This window comes from Falsiroseomonas bella, assembly GCF_003173615.1.
Lineage (GTDB): Bacteria > Pseudomonadota > Alphaproteobacteria > Acetobacterales > Acetobacteraceae > Falsiroseomonas > Falsiroseomonas bella.
The window spans coordinates 107,698-126,190 of record NZ_QGNA01000008.1 but is presented as its reverse complement, the minus strand read 5'-3'; the positions used below and the strand labels follow the sequence as shown (position 1 = coordinate 126,190).

At 72.4% G+C, this 18,493-nt stretch carries 22 protein-coding genes; 5 read left to right on the top strand and 17 right to left on the bottom strand.

Annotated features, from left to right (window positions below; all coding sequences use genetic code 11):
- Nucleotides 1-2: 2 nt before the first annotated feature.
- The 6 genes from dxs to DFH01_RS26655 form a co-directional block, all read right to left on the bottom strand.
- A complete protein-coding gene (gene dxs / locus DFH01_RS26680) occupies nucleotides 3-1,922 on the bottom strand; it encodes a 1-deoxy-D-xylulose-5-phosphate synthase (protein WP_109873583.1) in 1,920 nt (639 codons plus the stop codon).
- 2 nt (nucleotides 1,923-1,924) lie between these two features.
- A complete protein-coding gene (locus tag DFH01_RS26675) occupies nucleotides 1,925-2,839 on the bottom strand; it encodes a polyprenyl synthetase family protein (protein ID WP_109873582.1) in 915 nt (304 codons plus the stop codon).
- Complete coding sequence (locus DFH01_RS26670) at nucleotides 2,839-3,090, bottom strand: exodeoxyribonuclease VII small subunit (RefSeq protein ID WP_109873629.1); 252 nt, start codon at nucleotides 3,088-3,090, stop codon at nucleotides 2,839-2,841. The genes DFH01_RS26675 and DFH01_RS26670 overlap by 1 nt, the downstream gene beginning before the upstream one ends.
- Nucleotides 3,091-3,401: 311 nt before the next feature.
- Nucleotides 3,402-3,671, bottom strand: coding sequence for a hypothetical protein (locus DFH01_RS26665; RefSeq protein ID WP_109873581.1), 270 nt, complete (start codon nucleotides 3,669-3,671; stop codon nucleotides 3,402-3,404).
- Between the two features lie 83 nt (nucleotides 3,672-3,754).
- On the bottom strand, nucleotides 3,755-4,684 hold the full coding sequence (locus DFH01_RS26660) for a histone deacetylase family protein (protein ID WP_109873580.1): 930 nt from the start codon (nucleotides 4,682-4,684) through the stop codon (nucleotides 3,755-3,757).
- Complete coding sequence (locus DFH01_RS26655; RefSeq protein WP_109873579.1) at nucleotides 4,681-4,917, bottom strand: sulfurtransferase TusA family protein; 237 nt, start codon at nucleotides 4,915-4,917, stop codon at nucleotides 4,681-4,683. The genes DFH01_RS26660 and DFH01_RS26655 overlap by 4 nt, the downstream gene beginning before the upstream one ends.
- A gap of 76 nt (nucleotides 4,918-4,993) precedes the next feature.
- On the opposite strand from DFH01_RS26655, the gene DFH01_RS26650 reads away from it, so the two are divergent.
- The 4 genes from DFH01_RS26650 to DFH01_RS26635 are packed head-to-tail and all read left to right on the top strand — an operon-like array spanning nucleotide 4,994 to nucleotide 7,850.
- Nucleotides 4,994-5,905: an ROK family protein gene (locus DFH01_RS26650; protein ID WP_109873578.1), complete on the top strand. Its 912-nt coding sequence runs from the start codon at nucleotides 4,994-4,996 to the stop codon at nucleotides 5,903-5,905.
- The gene (locus DFH01_RS26645; RefSeq protein ID WP_146217157.1) at nucleotides 5,902-6,291 is read left to right on the top strand and encodes a hypothetical protein; all 390 of its coding nucleotides are present in this window, start codon (nucleotides 5,902-5,904) and stop codon (nucleotides 6,289-6,291) included. The genes DFH01_RS26650 and DFH01_RS26645 overlap by 4 nt, the downstream gene beginning before the upstream one ends.
- Nucleotide 6,292: 1 nt before the next feature.
- Entirely contained in the window at nucleotides 6,293-6,577 is a 285-nt protein-coding gene (locus DFH01_RS26640; RefSeq protein ID WP_109873576.1) for a hypothetical protein, read from the top strand.
- 1 nt (nucleotide 6,578) lies between these two features.
- On the top strand, nucleotides 6,579-7,850 hold the full coding sequence (locus DFH01_RS26635; RefSeq protein WP_109873575.1) for a DNA polymerase IV: 1,272 nt from the start codon (nucleotides 6,579-6,581) through the stop codon (nucleotides 7,848-7,850).
- Here the strand turns inward: DFH01_RS26635 and DFH01_RS26630 are convergent.
- The 11 genes from DFH01_RS26630 to DFH01_RS26585 form a co-directional block, all read right to left on the bottom strand.
- On the bottom strand, nucleotides 7,842-8,540 hold the full coding sequence (locus tag DFH01_RS26630; RefSeq protein WP_109873574.1) for a tetratricopeptide repeat protein: 699 nt from the start codon (nucleotides 8,538-8,540) through the stop codon (nucleotides 7,842-7,844). The genes DFH01_RS26635 and DFH01_RS26630 overlap by 9 nt on opposite strands.
- A complete protein-coding gene (locus tag DFH01_RS26625) occupies nucleotides 8,537-9,463 on the bottom strand; it encodes a type II secretion system F family protein (RefSeq protein ID WP_109873573.1) in 927 nt (308 codons plus the stop codon). The genes DFH01_RS26630 and DFH01_RS26625 overlap by 4 nt, the downstream gene beginning before the upstream one ends.
- Nucleotides 9,460-9,636 carry a hypothetical protein gene (locus DFH01_RS28365; protein ID WP_158287920.1) on the bottom strand — a complete coding sequence of 59 codons (177 nt, stop codon included), beginning with the start codon at nucleotides 9,634-9,636 and terminating at the stop codon, nucleotides 9,460-9,462. The genes DFH01_RS26625 and DFH01_RS28365 overlap by 4 nt, the downstream gene beginning before the upstream one ends.
- A complete protein-coding gene (locus tag DFH01_RS26620; RefSeq protein ID WP_109873572.1) occupies nucleotides 9,633-10,577 on the bottom strand; it encodes a type II secretion system F family protein in 945 nt (314 codons plus the stop codon). Before DFH01_RS26620 ends, DFH01_RS28365 begins: the two co-directional genes overlap by 4 nt.
- Entirely contained in the window at nucleotides 10,574-11,935 is a 1,362-nt protein-coding gene (locus tag DFH01_RS26615; protein WP_109873571.1) for a TadA family conjugal transfer-associated ATPase, read from the bottom strand. Before DFH01_RS26615 ends, DFH01_RS26620 begins: the two co-directional genes overlap by 4 nt.
- Nucleotides 11,932-13,149: a CpaE/TadZ family protein gene (locus DFH01_RS26610; protein ID WP_109873570.1), complete on the bottom strand. Its 1,218-nt coding sequence runs from the start codon at nucleotides 13,147-13,149 to the stop codon at nucleotides 11,932-11,934. The genes DFH01_RS26615 and DFH01_RS26610 overlap by 4 nt, the downstream gene beginning before the upstream one ends.
- Nucleotides 13,136-13,486, bottom strand: a complete 351-nt coding sequence (locus tag DFH01_RS26605; protein WP_109873569.1) for a hypothetical protein — start codon at nucleotides 13,484-13,486, stop codon at nucleotides 13,136-13,138. The genes DFH01_RS26610 and DFH01_RS26605 overlap by 14 nt, the downstream gene beginning before the upstream one ends.
- Nucleotides 13,487-13,500: 14 nt before the next feature.
- The gene (locus DFH01_RS26600; protein WP_109873568.1) at nucleotides 13,501-15,126 is read right to left on the bottom strand and encodes a type II and III secretion system protein family protein; all 1,626 of its coding nucleotides are present in this window, start codon (nucleotides 15,124-15,126) and stop codon (nucleotides 13,501-13,503) included.
- Nucleotides 15,123-15,965 (bottom strand): Flp pilus assembly protein CpaB, encoded by an 843-nt coding sequence (gene cpaB / locus DFH01_RS26595; RefSeq protein ID WP_109873567.1) that lies wholly within the window; start codon nucleotides 15,963-15,965, stop codon nucleotides 15,123-15,125. The genes DFH01_RS26600 and cpaB overlap by 4 nt, the downstream gene beginning before the upstream one ends.
- A 4-nt stretch (nucleotides 15,966-15,969) precedes the next feature.
- On the bottom strand, nucleotides 15,970-16,455 hold the full coding sequence (locus tag DFH01_RS26590; protein ID WP_109873566.1) for an A24 family peptidase: 486 nt from the start codon (nucleotides 16,453-16,455) through the stop codon (nucleotides 15,970-15,972).
- A gap of 77 nt (nucleotides 16,456-16,532) precedes the next feature.
- A complete protein-coding gene (locus DFH01_RS26585; protein ID WP_109873565.1) occupies nucleotides 16,533-16,712 on the bottom strand; it encodes a Flp family type IVb pilin in 180 nt (59 codons plus the stop codon).
- A 464-nt stretch (nucleotides 16,713-17,176) separates the two neighbouring features.
- On the opposite strand from DFH01_RS26585, the gene DFH01_RS26580 reads away from it, so the two are divergent.
- Entirely contained in the window at nucleotides 17,177-18,448 is a 1,272-nt protein-coding gene (locus tag DFH01_RS26580) for a pilus assembly protein TadG-related protein (protein ID WP_158287919.1), read from the top strand.
- Nucleotides 18,449-18,493 lie beyond the last annotated feature (45 nt).

Genomic DNA, 18,493 nt, shown 5'->3' with positions numbered 1-18,493 from the left:
CGTCACGCCCGCGCCGGCTGCGCCACGGGCTTGCCGAGCGCGGCCTTTGCCGCGGCCACGATGTGCTTGGCGTTCAGCCCCGCCCAGTCGTACTGCACCTTCGGCGCTGCATGATCCAGGAAGCGGTCGGGCAGCGTCATCGGGCGGAACTTCAGCCCGGCATCCAGCAGCCCCTGCCAGGCGAGGTGCTGCGCCACCAAGCCGCCGAAGCCGCCGACGCTGCCTTCCTCGATGGTGATCAGCACCTCGTGCTCCCGCGCCAGCCGCTCCACCAGCGTCGTATCGAGCGGCTTGGCGAAGCGCGCATCGGCGACGGTCGCGGAAAGCCCCTGCGTGGCCAGCTCGTCGGCCGCCTTCATCGCCTCGGCCAGCCGCGTGCCGTAGGACAGGATCGCGATGCTCGTGCCCTCCCGCAGCACGCGCCCGCGCCCGATCTCGAGCGGCGTGCCGCGCGCCGGCACGGCGATGCCCGTGCCCTCGCCGCGCGGATAGCGGAACGCCACCGGCGCATCGTCGATGGCCGCCGCGGTGGCGACGATATGCGCGAGTTCCGCCTCGTCCGCCGCGGCCATCAGCACGATGCCTGGCAGGCAGCCGAGATAGGCGATGTCGAAGCTGCCCGCATGCGTCGCGCCATCCGCGCCGACCAGCCCCGCGCGGTCCATCGCGAAGCGCACCGGCAGGCCCTGCAGCACCACGTCATGCACCACCTGATCATAGGCGCGCTGCAGGAAGGTGGAGTAGATCGCGCAGAAAGGCTTGAGCCCTTCCGTCGCCATGCCGGCGGCGAAGGTCACCGCATGCTGCTCCGCGATGCCCACGTCGAAGCAGCGCGTCGGGAAGCGCTTGGCGAACAGGTCGAGACTGGTGCCGGAGGGCATCGCGGCATTCACCGCCACGATCCGCTCATCCGCCTCCGCCTCCGCGATCAGCGCCTGCGCAAAAACCTTCTGATAGGCGGGCGGGCCGGGCGGGGCCTTCTGCTGCTCGCCGGTGATGACGTTGAACTTCTGGACGCCATGATACTTGTCCGCGCTCGCCTCGGCCGGCGCGTAGCCCTTGCCCTTCTGCGTGACCACATGCAGCAGGATCGGCTGCACGTCGTCCTCCGCGTCGCGCAGGTTGCGCAGGATCGGCAGCAGGTGGTCCAAATCGTGCCCGTCGATCGGGCCGACATAGTAGAAGCCCATCTCCTCGAACAGCGTGCCGCCGGTCAGCAACCCGCGCGCGAATTCCTCCGCCTTGCGCGCCGTGCGCTCGATCGGGCGCGGGAAGCGCTTGGCCAGCTTGGCCATCATCTCGCGCACGTTCAGGAAGGGGCGCGAAGACACCACCTTCGACAGATAGGCGCTCATCGCGCCCACCGGCGGCGCGATGGACATGTCGTTGTCGTTCAGGATGACGATCAGCCGCGACTTCAGCGCGCCCGCATTGTTCATCGCCTCATAGGCCATGCCGGCGGACATCGAGCCGTCGCCGATCACCGCGATGACGTTGCGCGTATCCCCCTTCAGGTCGCGCGCCACCGCCATGCCGAGCCCGGCGCTGATCGACGTCGAGGAATGCGCCGCGCCGAAGGGGTCGTATTCGCTCTCGCTCCGCCGCGTGAAGCCGGAAAGCCCGCCTTCCTGCCGCAGCGTGCGGATGCGGTCGCGCCGCCCCGTCAGGATCTTGTGCGGATAGGCCTGGTGGCCGACATCCCAGATCAGCCGGTCGCGCGGCGTCTCGAAGATCGCGTGGATCGCGACCGTCAGCTCCACCACCCCGAGCGAGGCGCCGAGATGCCCGCCCGTCACCGAGACGGCGTCGATCGTCTCCGCCCGCAATTCGGCCGCGAGCTGCTTGAGCTGCTCCGCCGAGAAGTTGCGCAGATCGGCCGGGACGCGGACGCGGTCCAGCAGCGGCGTGGCGGGAGGTGCCATGGTCAACTCTTCCTTTGCACCGTGTAGGCGGCGAGCGCGCGCAGCAGATCTGCGCGCTCCCCGAAACTGTCGAGATGGTTGATCGCCTGCTCCGAAAGCCGCTCGGCCTGCAGCCGCGCACGCTCGAGCCCGAGCAGCGAGACGAGCGTGGCCTTGCCGGCCTCGGCATCCTTGCCGGTGCGCTTGCCGGTCTGCTCGGCGGTGGCCGTCGCGTCCAGCAGGTCGTCGGCGATCTGGAAGGCCGCGCCCAGGTCGCGCCCATAGGCCGCCAGCGCGTGGCGCTGCGCCGAGGGCGCCTTGCCCAGGATCGCGCCGGCCTCGGCCGAGAACTCGATCAGCCGCCCGGTCTTGAGCAACTGCAGCCGCCCGATCGCCGGCTCGTCCAGCGGCGCCTCGGCCTCCTCGGCCAGCATGTCCAGCATCTGCCCGCCGCACATGCCCCGCGCGCCCGCGGCCCGCGCCAGGCAGCGCACCAGCTCGGCGCGTACGGCGGGGTCGGAATGCGTGTCCTCCTCGGCCAGCACCTCGAAGGCGCGGGCCTGCAGCGCGTCGCCGGCCAGGATCGCGGTTGCCTCGTCGAAGGCGCGATGCGCGGTGGGCTTGCCGCGGCGGAGGTCGTCGTCGTCCATCGCCGGCAGGTCGTCATGCACCAGCGAATAGGCGTGCAGGATCTCGATGGCGGCCGCCACGCGCAGCGCCGCGGCGCGGGAGACGCTGAACTGCCGCGCCCCTTCCAGCACCAGGAAGCCGCGCATCCGCTTGCCGCCGCCGATGGAGGCATAGCGCATCGCCTCGAACAGCCGCGCCTCGGGGCCTTCCGGCCGCGGCAGAAGGGTGTCGAGCGCCGCCTCGATCTCCGCCGCGGCGGCGGGAAGGGCGGTGGACAGGGCGTCGGGCGGGGCGAGGGTTTCGGACATCAGCCGGCGTCCCGCAATGTCGGGCCGGCGGCCGAATCGACAATGGCCTGGACCTTCTGCTCGGCCTCGGCCAGCAGGGTCTCGCAATGGCGGCGCAGCGCGGCGCCGCGCTCATATTGCGCCACGGCCTTCTCGAGCTTGCCCTGCCCGCCTTCCAGCTCCCGGACGATGCCCTCGAGTTCCTGCAAGGCTTCCTCGAAGGACAAACCGTCAATCGGACGAGACGCTTCGGCGCCTGGAGTGTCAACCATCCTTGACATGATGCACCATCCCGGTCGGCTGGCAAGGAAAATGCGGGCCGTCCGGCGTCGAGCCGGCACAGCGATGACAGGGGATAGGGTGCATGGCGGGCGGGGACAACCAGGGCGCAAGGCAATTGATTTGCGCGAGGGCGGGTGCCGGACACACCCCGGCCAGCGGTGGCTGATCAGGGCCGAGGCGTTCGGCCGCGATAACGGGCCCGGGACACAGGCACGCCCCGATCACGACGCTCCCGCGACGCAACGCTGCCGCGGGATCGGACCGCCGCCTACGCCGGTCAGGCTTGCACGTCGTGGAGAGGTCAGCTGACCGTGGCGCTGCCCTGTTGCCAGCCATCGACCCCGCTGACGACGGTTACGACGCCCGTGGGGTAGGGGAGACCCTGGAGGTCGCGGCGCGAGACCCGAACCGTCGCCTTCGGGGGATGCTCGGCGATCTGAACAAGGGCGTTCAGGGCACGCCAGGCGGTGCCGGTCCAGATCTCCGCGTTGCCACTGCGGGTTTCGAAGATCTCCGCGCCCTGGGTCTTCGCCACCACGCGAATATCGCCCGGCTGGGGATTCGGAGCCATGTGATCGCCTCCTGCCGAAGAGGGAAGCGAAAGGGTCCCCCCTGCCGTCCGATCACGGCAAGCGTATTCGGGAACAGAACGGCTTAGGAACGCATCAGTGCCCGCACATGCGTGGCCGCCGAGCTTGCCAGGGCGTCAAGGTCGTAGCCGCCCTCCAGCAGGCTCACGAGCCTGCCGCCGCAATGCCGGTCCGCCAGATGGCACAGCTCCTCGGTGAGCCAGGCGAAATCGGCCTCCCGCACCCGAAGCTGGGCCAGCGGGTCGCGCGCATGGGCGTCGAACCCGGCCGAGATCACCAGCAGCTCCGGCGCGAAGCGATCGAGCGCCGGCAGCAGGATGTCCCGCCACGCCGCCCGAAACGCCGCGCCATCGGCACCGGGCGGCAGCGGCGCGTTCACGATGTTCCCCACCCCCGTCTCATTCGCCTCGCCGGTGCCGGGATAGCAGGGCGACTGATGGGAGCTGGCGTAGAACAGGGTGCCGTCGGCCTCGAAGCAGGCCTGGGTGCCGTTGCCGTGATGCACGTCGAAATCCACCACCGCGACCCGCGTCAGCCCATGCGCCGCCTGGGCGTGGCGCGCGGCGACGGCGGCATTGGCGAACAGGCAGAAGCCCATCGGCCGGCCGGGCTCGGCATGGTGGCCCGGCGGGCGGGTGGCGCAGAACACGCGCCGCACCTCGCCCCGGCAGACCGCGTCCACCCCCGCGACGGCGGCCCCCGCGGCGCGCAGCGCCGCCTCGGCGCTGCCCCAGTTCATCGCCGTGTCGGCATCGAGCTGCACGATGTCGTCCGGCTCCGGCCGGATGCCGAGGATCGCGTCCACATACTGCGCCGGATGCACGCGGGTGAGCTGCTCGACAGTCGCTTCCGGCGCCTCGTCCCGGATCAGGTCCGAGAATTCCTCGCTGTCCAGCGCGCGCAGCACGGCGCGCAGCCGGTCCGGGCATTCCGGATGATGCGGCCCCATGTCGTGGTGCAGGCAGGCCCGGTGGGAAAAGAGCAATACGCTCACGCCGGCTCCTCCCGCTTCTTCAGCGTGAACCGGAACACGCCGTTCTCCTCGCTGAAGGCGACCAGCGCGTGCCCGGTCTCCTGCGTATAGGCCCGAAAGTCCTTGACGCTCGCCGGATCGGTGGCGAGCACCGTAAGCCTTGCCCCGGCCGGAAGGCTGCGCAGCGCCTTGTTTGCCTTCAGCACCGGCAGCGGGCAGGTCAGCCCCTGCACGTCGAGCAGCGTGTCACTCATCCCGCGAATCCAGCACCGCCGCCGCGGCGGGGCAAGGCGCTTGCGGGCGGCGGGCCGGCGGCGCAACTGTCCCGCCATGACGTCCAAGCCCGGAACCGCAGCCGCATGGCGGCTCGGCATCGATCTCGGCGGCACCAAGATCGAGGTGGCCGCGCTCGACCCCGCCGGCGCCGTCCGCCTGCGCCGGCGCGTCGCCACGCCCCGCGACTACGACGCCGGCATCGCGGCCATCGCCGGCCTGGTCGAGGGCGCCGAGGCCGAACTCGGCGGGCGGGGCACCGTCGGCATCGGAATACCCGGCAGTGAGAACCCAGAAACGCGCCTGATCCGCGGCGCCAATTCCACCTGGCTGAACGGCAAGCCGCTCGGCGCCGACCTCGCCGCCCGGCTCGACCGCCCCGTCCGGCTGTCCAACGACGCCAACTGCCTGGCGATGAGCGAGGCGGCGGATGGCGCCGGCGCCGGTTACGGCAGCGTCTTCGCGGTGATCCTCGGCACCGGCTGCGGCGGCGGGCTGGTGGTGAACGGGCGGCTGGTCGGCGGGCGGAACCACGTGGCCGGCGAATGGGGCCACAACCCGCTGCCCTGGATGAGCGCCGCCGAGCATCCCGGCCCGCGCTGCTGGTGCGGCCAGCATGGGTGTCTCGAAACCTTCCTCTCCGGCCCGGCGCTCGCCGCCGACGCCGACGGTCCGGAGGCGCGCGACGCCAGCGGGCTTCCCGCCCGCGCCGCTTCCGGCGACTCCGCCGCGCAGGCCGCGCTGGATCGCCACGCCGATCGCCTGGCGCGTGCCCTGGCCGCCGTGGTGAACATCCTGGACCCCGATGTCTTCGTGCTCGGCGGAGGCCTGTCCAACATGGCGCATCTCTACGAGGCGCTGCCGCGGCTGATCCCCCGCCACGTCTTCTCCGACGCCTTCTCCACGCCGATCCGGCGGGCGATGCATGGCGACAGTTCCGGCGTCTTCGGCGCAGCGCGGCTGTGGTGACGACCCGTCTTCCCTACCGCGCTGGTCTGGCCTTCGGCGCGGTCGCCTTCCTCGCCGGCGCGGTGCTCGGTCCGCTGCGCGAACTGGCGCTGGCACCCCGGCTCGGCGGTCTCGCCGCCGCCTGGATCGAGGCCGCGGCGATGGCCTTCCTGCTCTGGCTCGCCGCCCGCGCTACGGTGCAACCCGGTTCCAGCCTGCGCGATCGCGCGCTGATCGCCGCGCTCGCGCTGACCATCGTGCTGCTGGCCGAGGCGGCGCTCTCCTGGATCTTCGCCGCCACAGGCCTCGCCGCCGCACGCGCCCCGCGCGGCGCCGCCGAGCAGGTTCCCGGCCTTGTGCTGCTGCTCTGGCTCGTCGCGCTCCCCTTCCTGCGCCGGACGACCTGACATGGCGGCCGCCATCGCCGACATCCTGATGGGCGGCGCCGTGCTGCTGATGCTGGTGGCGATGTGGCGCGTGCTGCGGGCCGGAACTGCGGCGTTCCGAGCGATGCGCGCGGGCCATGCCGGCCCCTGGCTGATCTGGGATCCGCTGCGCTTCCACGATCGCGCGAGCGCCCCGCCCGCCGCGCAACCGCATCTCGATGCCTTTCGCGCCCACATACGCCGCGCGCTGCCTTTCATCGCGCTGTCCCTCGCGCTCGGCATCCCGGCCGCGATTCTGGCGGGCTGAGATGCCCGCGCTCTGCCGCGACTGCGACCACGCCGCGGCGGCAGCCTTCGCCGCCTGCCCCGCCTGCGGATCGCGCCGCGCAGTCGCGCATCCCGAGCTGTTCGCCCTCGCCGTCGCACATGTGGATTGCGACGCCTTCTACGCCTCAGTGGAGAAGCGCGACCGGCCGGACCTGCTGACGAAGCCCGTCATCGTCGGCGGTGGCAGGCGCGGCGTGGTCGCCGCCGCCTGCTACGTCGCGCGCACCCGCGGCGTGAAAAGCGCCATGCCGATGTTCAAGGCGCTCGCCGCCTGTCCGGACGCCGTGGTCATCAAGCCGGACATGCAGAAATACGTCGCCGTCGCGCGCCACGTGCGCGCGCTGATGGAGGCGCTGACGCCGCTTGTCCAACCGCTCTCGATCGACGAGGCCGCGCTCGACCTCTCGGGCACCGCGGCGCTGCACAAGGCGCCGCCCGCGGTGGTGCTGGCGCGCTTCGCCCGCCAGGTAGAGCGCGAGGCCGGCATCACCGTCTCCATCGGCCTTGCGCGCAACCGCCTTCTGGCGAAGCTCGCGGCCGAGCGCGACAAGCCGCGCGGCTTCGCCGTGCTGGGCAGTGAGGCGGCGGAATGGCTCGCCGACAAGCCGGTGGGCCTGCTGCCCGGCATCGGCCCGGCCTTCGCGAAGAAGCTGCAAGCGGCCGGCTTCACCCGCCTCGGCCAGCTCGCCGCGCTGGACCCGCGCGAGGCCGCGCGCCGCTTCGGGGAGGACGGGCCGGCGCTGGCCGCCCGAGCCCGCGGCGAGGATTCCCGGCGCGTCTCCCCCGATCGCGAGACGAAATCCATCTCCGCCGAGACCACCTTCGACACCGACCTGCGCAGCGTCGAGGAGCTGGAGCGCCCGCTGTGGCGCCTCTGCGAGAAGCTGTCGCGCCGCCTGAAGGAGAAGGAGCTGGCCGCCGGCGGCGTCGTGCTGAAGCTCAAGACCGCGGGCTTCGAGACGCGGAGCCGCCATGCCCGCCTCGCGCGCCCCACGCGCCTGCCGGAGACGCTGTTCCGCGCCGTTCAGCCCCTGCTGGCGAAGGAGGCGACGGGAAGCGCCTTCCGCCTGATCGGCATCGGCGCGCAGCCCCTCGCGCCGGGCGATGCCGCGGACCTGCCCGACCTCGCCGATCCCGATGCGGCGCGGCGCGCGGCGAAGTGGCAGGCGGTGGATGCGCTCCGCGCGCGCTTCGGCGCGGAGGCGGTGGTCAGCGGCCGCGGCCTGCCGCGGAAGGGCCCGGGCTCAGCCTAGCCCCGCGCAGGGATCCCCGCCCGCCGCGCCGCGCAGCGTCGCGAAGCCCGGCGCCGCGCCGCGGATCTGCCCGATCCAGCCGGACGTCGCCAGGCTGCGCGGCGTGGTGTCCAGCACCGCCGCCGCACCTTCCGTGCAGCCCGTCAGCATCAGCGACAGCGCGAGGTTGCCGGTGATCACCGGGTTCTGCGGATCGGCCGCGCGCGCCGCGCGATAGGCCGCGCGCGCTTCCGCATGCCGGCCGAGCATGTCGAGCGCGATGCCGCGCCCGTTCAGCGCCTTCGCATCGCTGCGCGACCAGCGCAGGATGTCGTCGAACAGCGCCAGCGCCTGCTCCGCCTGCCCGACCTCGAGCAGCACGCGTGCCTCGGTCTCCATCAGCAGCGTGTCGCGCGGGTTGCGGCGCCGCGCCTCCGCCAGCACGTCGCGCGCACGCTCGGGGTCGCCGGACTGCAGCAGCATCTTGCTGTAGCGGGAGGCGACCTCGACATCGCCGGGATGCGCCTGGTAGGCGCTGGCATAGACCTGCAGCGCCATCGCGGTGTTGCCGCCGCGCTCGGCGGCGGTCGCCACGCGCAGCTGCCGCTGCACGTCCGGCGAGGCGGAGGAATAGGCTGCGTTCTGCCCCCCGCCCCCGCAGGCGGACAGCAGCAGGGCGGCGAGCAGGGGCGGGGCGAGGCGGCGCATCATTGCATGGCTCCGATCGCGTCGAAGAGCTGGAGGATGGAAGGGCCGACCAGAACGAGGAACAGCGGCGGCAGGATGAAGAGGATCAGCGGCAGCACCAGCAGCGCCGGAAGCCGCGCCGCCTTCTCCTCCATGCGGATCAGGCGCGCCTGGCGCTCGTCGGCGGCCAGCGCGCGCAGCGCGGTCCCGAGCGGCGTGCCGTAGCGCATCGCCTGGGAGAGCGTGGCGGCGACACGGCGCAGCCCGTCCACCTCGGCGCGCTCCGCGAAGCGCTCCATGGCGGAGCTGCGATCCGGCATCAGCCGCATCTCCTGTGAGAGCAGCGCGAATTCCAGGGACATCGCCGGGTTGGCGCGGCGGAGGTCGTTCGCCACGCGGTCGATCGCGCTCTCGAGGCCGAGGCCCGCCTCGGCGCAGACCACCAGCAGGTCCAGCGTGTCCGCCATGCCGCGGTTCAGCGCCGCGACGCGCCGCTTGCGCAGCTGCGACAGGATCATGTTCGGCGCCAGCACGCCGGCCGCGGCGCCCATCAGCAGCGGCAGCAGGATGTTCCCGCCGCCGCCGCGCGCGGTGTACCAGGTCAGCGCCGCGGCCGGGCCGGCGACCAGGAACAGCAGCTTCATCGCCACCAGGAGCGGCGCGGCCATCGTCATCGGCACGCCGAGCGGCACCAGCGTGCGCTCCACCTGCACGCGGTCCTGCTGCGAGGCCATGAAGCGGACGATGCCGCTGACATCCAGCAGCCGCAGCATCGAGGCGCCGATGCTCGCCAGGCTGCGGCGCGGTGCCGTCTCCGGCGTCACGCCGATCGCCGCGCGCTTCACCCGCTCCGCCATGCGGTGCTCGGTCAGCTCGTTGGCGGCCAGCGCCACGGCCAGCACGGCGAGCAGCCCGGCGGCGAGGAGGCCCGCGACCAGCGGGCTCATCGCGACTTCCGCCTGAGGCAGGCAAGCGCCTTCAGCCGCCAGCGGCGCTGCGCGGCGCGGGCGGCGCGCTGCTGCGCCGTGCCGCCATCGGCCTCCGGCACCAGGATGGCCGCGCGCGCCGATCGGGCGGCGGGCGCGTGGCGAGGATCGGGGCGCTTGCAGACAGGCGTCATTCCGAGGTGCTCCGCTTGATCATGGACCGGATCGTGAGCAGGCCGAGGGTCAGCAGCACCAGGGCCATGGTCAGCAGGTTGTTGCCGCGCGGATCGACGAACAGCGCGTCGAGATAGCCCGGCTTGATGAAGGAGACGGCGGCGCCCGCGAAGGGCGGCAGCGCCACCAGGATGCCGGCGGAGGCCTTTGCCTGGCCGGCCAGGGCCTGCGCCTTGGCCGCCATCGCCACGCGCTTGCGCACGATGTCGGCGATGTTGTCCAGCGCCTCGGCCAGGCTGCCGCCGGTCTGCGACTGCAGCCCGATGACCACGGACAGGAACGCGTACTCGCGCAGGTTCGTGCGCTCGTAGATGCCCCACAGGGCCTTTTCGAGCGGCGTGCCGATCGCCGTCTCGCCCAGCAGTCGCTGGAATTCCGCGCGCGTCGGATCCGGCATCTCGCGCGCCACGCTGCGCACGGCCTCGCCCACCGGCAGGCCGGCGCGCACCGCGCGCACCATCAGGCCGATCGCGTCGGGGATCTGCTTGAACGCCTCCTCCCGGTGCTTGCCGAGTTCCCAGAGGAAGATCATGCGCAGCGAGCCGACCGCGGCGATGACGCCGAGCATCACGGCGGGAAGCCCGGGGACCACCATCGTTGCGCCCCAGGCCGCGAGGCCGCCGACGGTGCCGGAGAGCACCAGCACGATCGGCAGCGGCATGCGCCGGTTCGCCAGCACGCCGGGCGCCACGCCGACCCAGCTCGAGAGCCGCCCGCCGAGCCCGCCCCGCGCCATGGGCCGCGCGATCACCGACTGCTCCGGCACGGCGCGCCGAACCTGCCGCGCGCCGTATTGGTCGGTCAGCCTCTCCTTCAGCCGGCGGTCGTCGCGGTTGCTGAACAGCAATGCCAGCGCCGCGAGCAGCAGCACCACCGCGGCAGCCGCCAGCAGCGGGCTCACGCCACGATCTCCATCGCCTGGGCGAAGGCACCGTCCAGCCCGTAGTAGCGCAGCTTGTTCATGAAGCCCGGCCGCACGCGGGAGGAGGCCCAGCGCCCCATCAGGTTGCCCTGCGCGTCCTCGCCCTCGTATTCGAAGGTGAACAGGTCGTTCAGCGTGATCACGTCGCCTTCCAGGCCGCAGACCTCCGTCACCTGCAGCACGCGGCGCTTGCCGTCGCGCATGCGCTCCAGCTGCACGATCAGGTCCACCGCGCTGACGATCTGCGTGCGGATCGCGCGCAGCGGCAGGCTGACCGTGCCCATCTGCACCATGTTCTCGATGCGGGTGATGCCGTCGCGCGCGTTGTTCGCGTGGATCGTGCAGAAGCTGCCGTCATGGCCGGTGTTCATGGCCTGCAGCATGTCGAAGGCCTCGGCGCCGCGGACCTCGCCGACGATGATGCGGTCGGGGCGCATGCGCAGCGCGTTCTTGATCAGGTCGCGCTGGGTGATCTCGCCGCGGCCCTCGAGGTTCATCGGCCGCGTCTCCAGCCGCACCACGTGGGGCTGCTGCAGCTGCAGCTCCGCCGCGTCCTCGATCGTGACGATGCGCTCGCCATGGTCGATCATGCGGCTCATCGCGTTCATCATCGTGGTCTTGCCCGAGCCCGTGCCGCCCGAGACGACGATGTTGAGCCGGCAGCGCGAGGCGATCTCCAGCACGCGCGCGATGGAGGGCGAGAGGCTGCCGAGCTCCACCATGCCCTGAAGGTCCACCTTCCGCTTGGCGAACTTGCGGATGGAGATGCAGGGGCCGTCGAGCGCCAGCGGCGGGAACACCACGTTCACGCGGCTTCCGTCCGGCAGGCGGCAGTCCACCAGCGGGCTCGATTCATCGACGCGCCGGCCGACGGAGGCCGCCATCTTCTGCGCGATCGAGGCCACATGCGCGGCGTTGCGGAAGTTCAGCGTCACCTGCTGCAGCTTGCCGCGCTTCTCGATGAAGATGTGTTCCGGCCCGTTGATCATGATGTCGCTGATGCCGTCGTCGCGCAGCAGCTCCTCGATCGGGCCGAAGCCGAGCATGTCGTCCACCAGCTCCTGCGCCAGCAGCGCCTGGTCGGTGGCCGAGATCTCGATGCGCTGGGTGCCGGCGACCTCGTGCACCAGCCGCTCCAGCTGGTCGCGCACGCGCGCCACCGGCATCTCCACCGCGGCGCGCGGGTCGATGCGCTCCATCACCTGGGTGCGCAGCGCCTGCAGCGGCGCCGGCTCGGCCGGCTTGGCCGCGGCCGGCGCGGGCGCCGGCGCCTCGCGCTCCGGCACCGGCGGCGGCGGACGCAGCGCGGCTTCGGTGCGGCGGCCGAACGCCTTCATGCGCGCCGCAGCCAGCCGAACAGGCCGCCGCGCCGCCGCACGGCGGCGGTGCCCGAGACCTCGCGCACCAGCGGCACCAGCGCACGCTTCAGCGCCGGGCAGGCGGCCGTCGCCGGCTGGCCCAGGTTCAGCGCGCGCAGGATCTGCTTCGGCTGCCAGGGCAGCACGCATTCCGGCCGGCCGCCGAGCCCTTCCTCGACAAGCGGCAGCGACAGCCCGCCGGGAATGCCGAGACGGTTCAGCACGAGCAGCGGATGCGAGCCCGTGCCCTGGGCCAGCACCATCCGCTTCAGCGCCAGCGCATCGCGCACGCCCGCGACATCCGGCCCGAAGGTGATCAGCACCTGGCGGGACGCCGCCAGCACCGCCTTCTCGACCGCGCCGGGCGGCGAGCGCAGGTCCACGACGATGGTGTTGAAGCGGTGCCGCAGCAGCTCCAGCAGGCGCTTCACGCTCTCCGCGCTCGCGGTCGGCGCGGCGTCGATCGGCTCCTCGGCGGCGATCACGCGCACCCGGTCGCCCACCGGAATCGCCGCCCGCTCCAGGAACAGCGCGTCCACCCGGTCGGGATGCTCCAGCGCGATGCGCAGCCCGCTGCTTGGCTTCACGCCGAGCGAGAGCCCGATGGTCCCGCCGCGCAGATGCAGGTCCACGAGCGCCACATGGCTGCGGCTCGCCGCCGAAAGCTCGAGCGCGAGGTTGGCCGCGACCGTCGTCGCGCCGGCGCCGCCGCGCGCATTCAGCACGGAGACGACGCGCCCGCCGCGCCCGGTCGCCTCGCGCTCCACCACCGCGCCCGCGATGGCCGGGCCGAACAGCCGCGCGACATGGTCGCGGGTCAGCGGCTTGTAGATGTATTCGTGCACGCCGAGGTCGTGCGTCAGGCGCCGATACAGCGGCAGCTCGTCGCGGTCGCCCACCACCAGCACGCGCACATCGGGCTCGCAGACCGCGGCCAGCGCCTCGAGCTCCGGCGTCGGGTCCTCGAGGCCGGCGACGTCCACGATGAGCACCTTCGGCGTCGGCTCGCGCTCCATGGCGCGGATCGCAGCCGCCACGCCGCCGCGGCGCACCACCAGCTCCGAGATGAGCGGCCCGAGGCCGCCACGCAGCGCCGCCTCGCTCTGCTCGTCGGCGATGAAGGCGAGGACCTCGACGCGGTCGCTCGCCGTGGAGTCGGTCCCGCTGCGGGACGCCAGGCTAGTTGCGGACATATTGGCCAGACAGCGGCGGCAAGGCCGGTATCCCCCTCACTGGTTGCCCCGCGGCGCCGCCGGCGCCACCGCCGCCGCCGCCATTCTCCCCGCCCTGGCCCGAGGCCGAGGGCGCACCGAGCCGCGCGGCCGCGATCGCCGCCGCCTCGCCGCGCGCGGCGGTCGCAGGCGCCTGGCCGCGCTGCAGGTCGGCCGGGTTCGCGATCATCGCGCGCAGGTTCGCGTCGTTGGCGCCGGTCGCCTGCCAGGTGCCGGGCCGCGTGAAGGGCTCGGGATCCGTGCAGGCGCCGGCGGCGAGCGCCAGCGGCAGCCAGATCAGGAAGGAGGGCTTTCGCATGGGCATCTCCGAGGTCACTCGAACCGGAAGCCGAGGCCCGGCGGGATGGGCGCGCCCGGCGGCACGGCGGAGACCTGCCGCTGCATCAGGATGCGCTCCAGGCTGGTCGCCGGGCGGAAGTTGTCGGTGGGCGCGGCCAGCGCGGTCGGGTTCGAGACCGGCTGCACGAGATAGGGCGTGACGATGATCACCAGCTCCGTCTCGCGCCGCTGGAAGCGGTCGGAGCGGAACAGCGCGCCGAGCACCGGGATGTCGGTCAGCCCGTTGACGCCTTCGGTCAGCTGAGCCGTGTTCCGCTGCAGAAGTCCCGCGATCGCGAAGCTCTGCCCGCTGCCCAGTTCGATCGTCGTCTCGGCGCGGCGCACCGACAGCGCCGGGATGCGGATGGTGCCGCCGGCCAGCGGCAGGCTGATCGCGCCCTGCTCGCTGAGCTCGCTCACCTCCGGGCGCACGCGCAGCGTCAGGCGGTCGTTGCCCAGGACGATGGGCACGAAGGCGAGGCTCACGCCGAAGGTCTTGAACTCGATGGTCACGCTGTTGTTGCCGTCCGCGCCGCTGCCCGCGACGGGGATCGGGAACTCGCCGCCGGCGAGGAAGCTCGCCACCTCGCCCGACTGCGCCGTCAGGTTCGGCTCGGCCAGGATGGAGACCAGGTTGTCGGCCGCCAGCGCATCGATGATGCCGTTGATGTCGTTCGTGCCGTCGTTGAAGCGAAGCCCGAGGCGCTGGGGCGAGGCGCCGGCCACGCCGCTGCCGATCGCGCCCCCGATCACGGCGTTGAGCGGCCCGGCCGCCGCGCCGGAGGCGATGCCGTAGGCCCAGTTGCCCGGATTGCCGAGCGCCGCCCAGTTGAAGCCGAACTGCCGCGTCAGGTCGCGCGAGATCTCCGCCACGCGCACCCGGATGTTCACCTGGATGGCGGAGAGCACGCCGATCTCGTTGACGATCTCGGTGTCGGCATTCGCCATGCCGCGCGCGATCGCCTCGATCCGCCGCGCCTCGGCGGCGGTGGAGACGGTGCCGGAGAGCACCAGCGCGCGGCCCGCGGCGCGCACCTGCACCCGCCCCGGCCCGCTCATCAGCGAGCGGATCTGCGATTCGATCTGCCGCGGGTTCAGCGGCCGCGCGGCGGGTGCGGCGGCGCGCTCGCCGCCCGGGCCGCGCTCGCCCTGCACGCGCCCGCCATAGACGGTCACGTCGTATTCGGCGACCGGGCGGCCGACGTCGTTGGTCGCGACCACCGTCGTGCGGCCGTTGTCCACCGCCATGATGAACACGCTGGTCGGCGAGGAAGGCTGCACCCGGGCCACGCGCGGGTCGGCGGCGATCACCGTGGTCGCCGCGCCCGGCAGCGTCAGCAGCCGGCCGGTGCCGGCCTCGAGCCGCAGCGGCACAGGTGCGGCCGGCGCCGGCGTCGCGGCGGGCTCGGCCGCGGTGCGGTCCTGCAGCGGGCGCAGCGGCGCCTGCGCGAAGTTGCGCGGCGGGATCGCCGGCGGGATCGTCGCCTGCGCCGGAACCGCGCCGAGCGGCGTCGCCGCCAACGCCTCGGGGCGCAGCGAGGGCACCTGGGCGGCGGCCGGGGCCGGCGCGAGCAACGGCGCCAGCGCGAGGGCGAGCAGGGGGATGGAAAGCGGCCTCACCGGAAGGTGACCTCCTGCGTGTCGTTGCCCTGGATCACCCGCATGCGGGCCGGCGTCGGGTTGTCGGGATTGCCGAGCGCGTTGGAGACGTCGCCGCCGAACACCGGCATGGCCGTGCGCAGCGTCTTCTCCTCGTCGAGCGCGGCGCGCACCGTCACGGCCAGGCGGCCGAGCTGCTCGGCCACCGCGACGCGCTCCGCCGCCTCCGGCGAGACCTCGAGGGTCACGGTGCGGGCCACGCGCTGCTGGCCGAGGGCGTTGGCCTGGTTGCCCTGCGTGATCTGCTGGTCGATGGCGATCACGCGCAGGCCGGTCTCGACGGTCTCCGCGATGACGCGGCGGGAGGCAGGCGCCTCGGCCGCGTTCAGCGTCTGCACCAGCACGAGGTCCACCAGGTCGCCCGGCGCCACCAGGCCGCCGGCGCCGGTCACCGCATCCACGCCTATGCTGATCGCACGATAGCCCTGGCGCAGAACCGCGGCGAGGAAGCCCCGCTCGCCGGGATGCATCACGTCGTCCCGCGTCAGCGGCGCGCCGGGCGGGACGAAGCGGCGCACCAGCGCGCCACGGAAATCCGCGATGGAGGAGGCGGTCGCCAGCAGGCTGTCCACCGGCGGCGTCGGCACCTCGACGATCGAGATATCCGCCTCGTTCAGCAGCGTGCCGGAGGGCAGCGGGCGCGCCGCGGCAAGGACGCGCGCGGTGGCGGGCGGCGGCGGCGGCGCCGGCGCGGCCTCTGCGTTGATCGTCGGCGCGGGCGGATGGCCGCGCATCGCGACGCCGCCGAGGCCGCCGGCGGCGAGCAGGAGAAGGACGATGGCCAGTCGGCGCCAGGTCATGGGTCTATGCTCCGAGGCCCGCCGCGACGGTGCCGGCGGCGATGGCAAGCGCGTAGGGAAGGGGGCCGCGACGGGCGATGCGGTTCGCCTCCACCACCGCCACGCGCATCGGCAGCGCGGCGTTGGGGCGGAGCGCGGGGCGCGGCATCACGCGCGACATGGCGAGGTAGGCGATCCCGAGGGCGCCGCCGGCAAGGCCGATGGCGAAGAGCAGGTCGGGCATCGCGGAAGGGGCCGTGCCCACGGCCAGGGCCGCGATCAGCTTGACGTCGCCGCCGCCGATGAACCCGCGGGCATGCAGGAAGAGGAAGCCGCCGCCGATGACGAAGGCCATGGCGAGGGAGGAGAGGGCCGCCGTGGGCCCCTCGATCAGCCGGAAGGCGATGCCCAGCGCGAGCAGGGCGAGGCTGCACCAGTCGGGAATGGTGCGCGTGGCGAGGTCCGACCAGGCGGCGAAGGCGAGGATGGCCGTCGTGACGAGCAGCAGCATCGCGATCGTCTCTTGGCGGGAGGGAAGAAGGTGGAGCCGCGGCGGCGGCGGGCCGTCCGCCGCGGCTCCGAGCCTGATCAGGCCGGGACCTTGGCCGAGATGCTGTCGAACACGTCGGTGAACAGCGTGCCCAGCGGGGTGGCCAGGGCGGCGACCGCCACCACGACGACGGCGCCGAGCACGCCGTACTCGATCGCGGAGATGCCGCGCTTGTCACCGAGGAGGCGCTGGGCGGAAACGATCAGAAGGTCACGCATTTGGATAACTCCCCTCTTGAGGATCACGGTTGCGGGTCTGGCGGACCCTGCGGAGTGGTCCGCCGGGCCGGATCGTCGTCCACGCCGGGGAACCGGAGCAGCGCGTCCGGGGAGATCATTTATCCGTGCGGCGCAACGAGGCAATCGTTAAATGGCCGCAGAGGGTCCATTCCTACAATTCCGAACAGCCAATTTACAAGCATCCACGCAGGCAGACAGAAGAATTCGTCCGGCCTCGAATGATGTCTGCTCACCGGTGCGGTTTGTATTTACGCCGGCCGACATCGTGATTTTGTGGCGCCTGTTTCTTACAATGTAAGCTTCGCGCCCGCACAAAACCTGACAATTCGAAGGTTGTCTGAAGATCGTGAGCGAGGCACCATACATCGTCAATTCACACGAACAGTCTCAAAAACGGGGCAATGACGATGCTGGACGGAGCTCTTCGGGCAAATCTCACCAGATTGCGCAAGGACCGCCGCGGCCTTACCACGATCAGTTTCGCCGCCGGCGCGGTCATGGTGTTCGGCGCCCTCGCCGTCGCGACCGACAGCGGCGTCTGGTACGCCGCGCGGCGCGGGGCGCAGTCGGCAGCCGATTCCGCCGCCGCGGCAGGCGCCGTCACCCTCGCCATGCGCGGCGCCGGCCAGGTCCAGACCGTCGCGCGCGACGTCGCCGCCCGCAACGGCTTCGCCGCGGACGCCAGCACCACGATCGAGGTCAACGTCCCCCCGACCAGCGGCCCCAACCGCGCCACGCCCGGCGCCGTCGAGGTCATCGTCCGCCAGACGCAGTCGCTCGGCGCCTCCGGCTTCTTCCTCTCCACCCCGCCGACCGTGCGCGGCCGCAGCGTGGGCATCCTGCGCAGCAACGCCGATGTCTGCGTCCTGGCCCTGACCGGCCAGCTCGCCTTCTCCGGCGGCGCCAATGTCAGCACGCCAGGCTGCATGCTGGCCTCCAACCGGCCCGCCGATGTCGGCGTCACCGTCTCGGGCGGCGGCAGCGTCGAGGCCTATGGCATCACCACCGTCGGCTCCTGCCAGAATTGCAGCGGCAGCGGCATAAGCCTCACCCAGCCCGCGGCCGAGTGGCAGGTGCCCGCGAGCAATCCCTTCGCCGCGCTCGACGACAAGATCCTGCCGGCCTTCGGCAACGGCACCTGCATCGATCCGGGCAACAACCCGACGAGCCTGCTGCCCTATGAGCGGAACGGGCGCCGCGCCTATTGCAAGGACATCAAGCTCAACGCCAATGCCACGCTGACGCTCGAGCCCGGCACCTATTACCTGCACAACGCCTCGCTGGTGATCCAGAGTGGGCGGGTGAACTGCCCGACCTGCACGGGGGGCGCCGGCGTCACCTTCGTGCTGACCGGCGACGCATCGAAGGTCGGCGGCATCGACATCAGCGCGAATGCGGTCGTGCGCCTTCAGGCGCCGACCACGGCGGCCGACCCGGACTACAGCGGCGTGCTGTTCTACCGCGACCCGCGCGCCACCAACGGGCTCGGCGGCGGCAACCCGGCGGTGCGCGTCAATGGTGGGGCGCAGCTTTCCCTGGCTGGGGGGATGTATTTCCCGAATGCCGATGTGCGCTTCAACGGCAACAGCAGCGCAACGGGCTGCAGCATCCTCGTGGCCGCCGCGATCGAGTTCGGCGGCAGCGCCACCGCCTCCCAGTGCTCGAGGACGGGGACCGCCGTGCCGCAGGCACGCGTCGTCGCCTTCGCGAACTGACCATGCATGGCGGCAGGCGCCGGCGCGGCGCGACGGGGTTCCGCG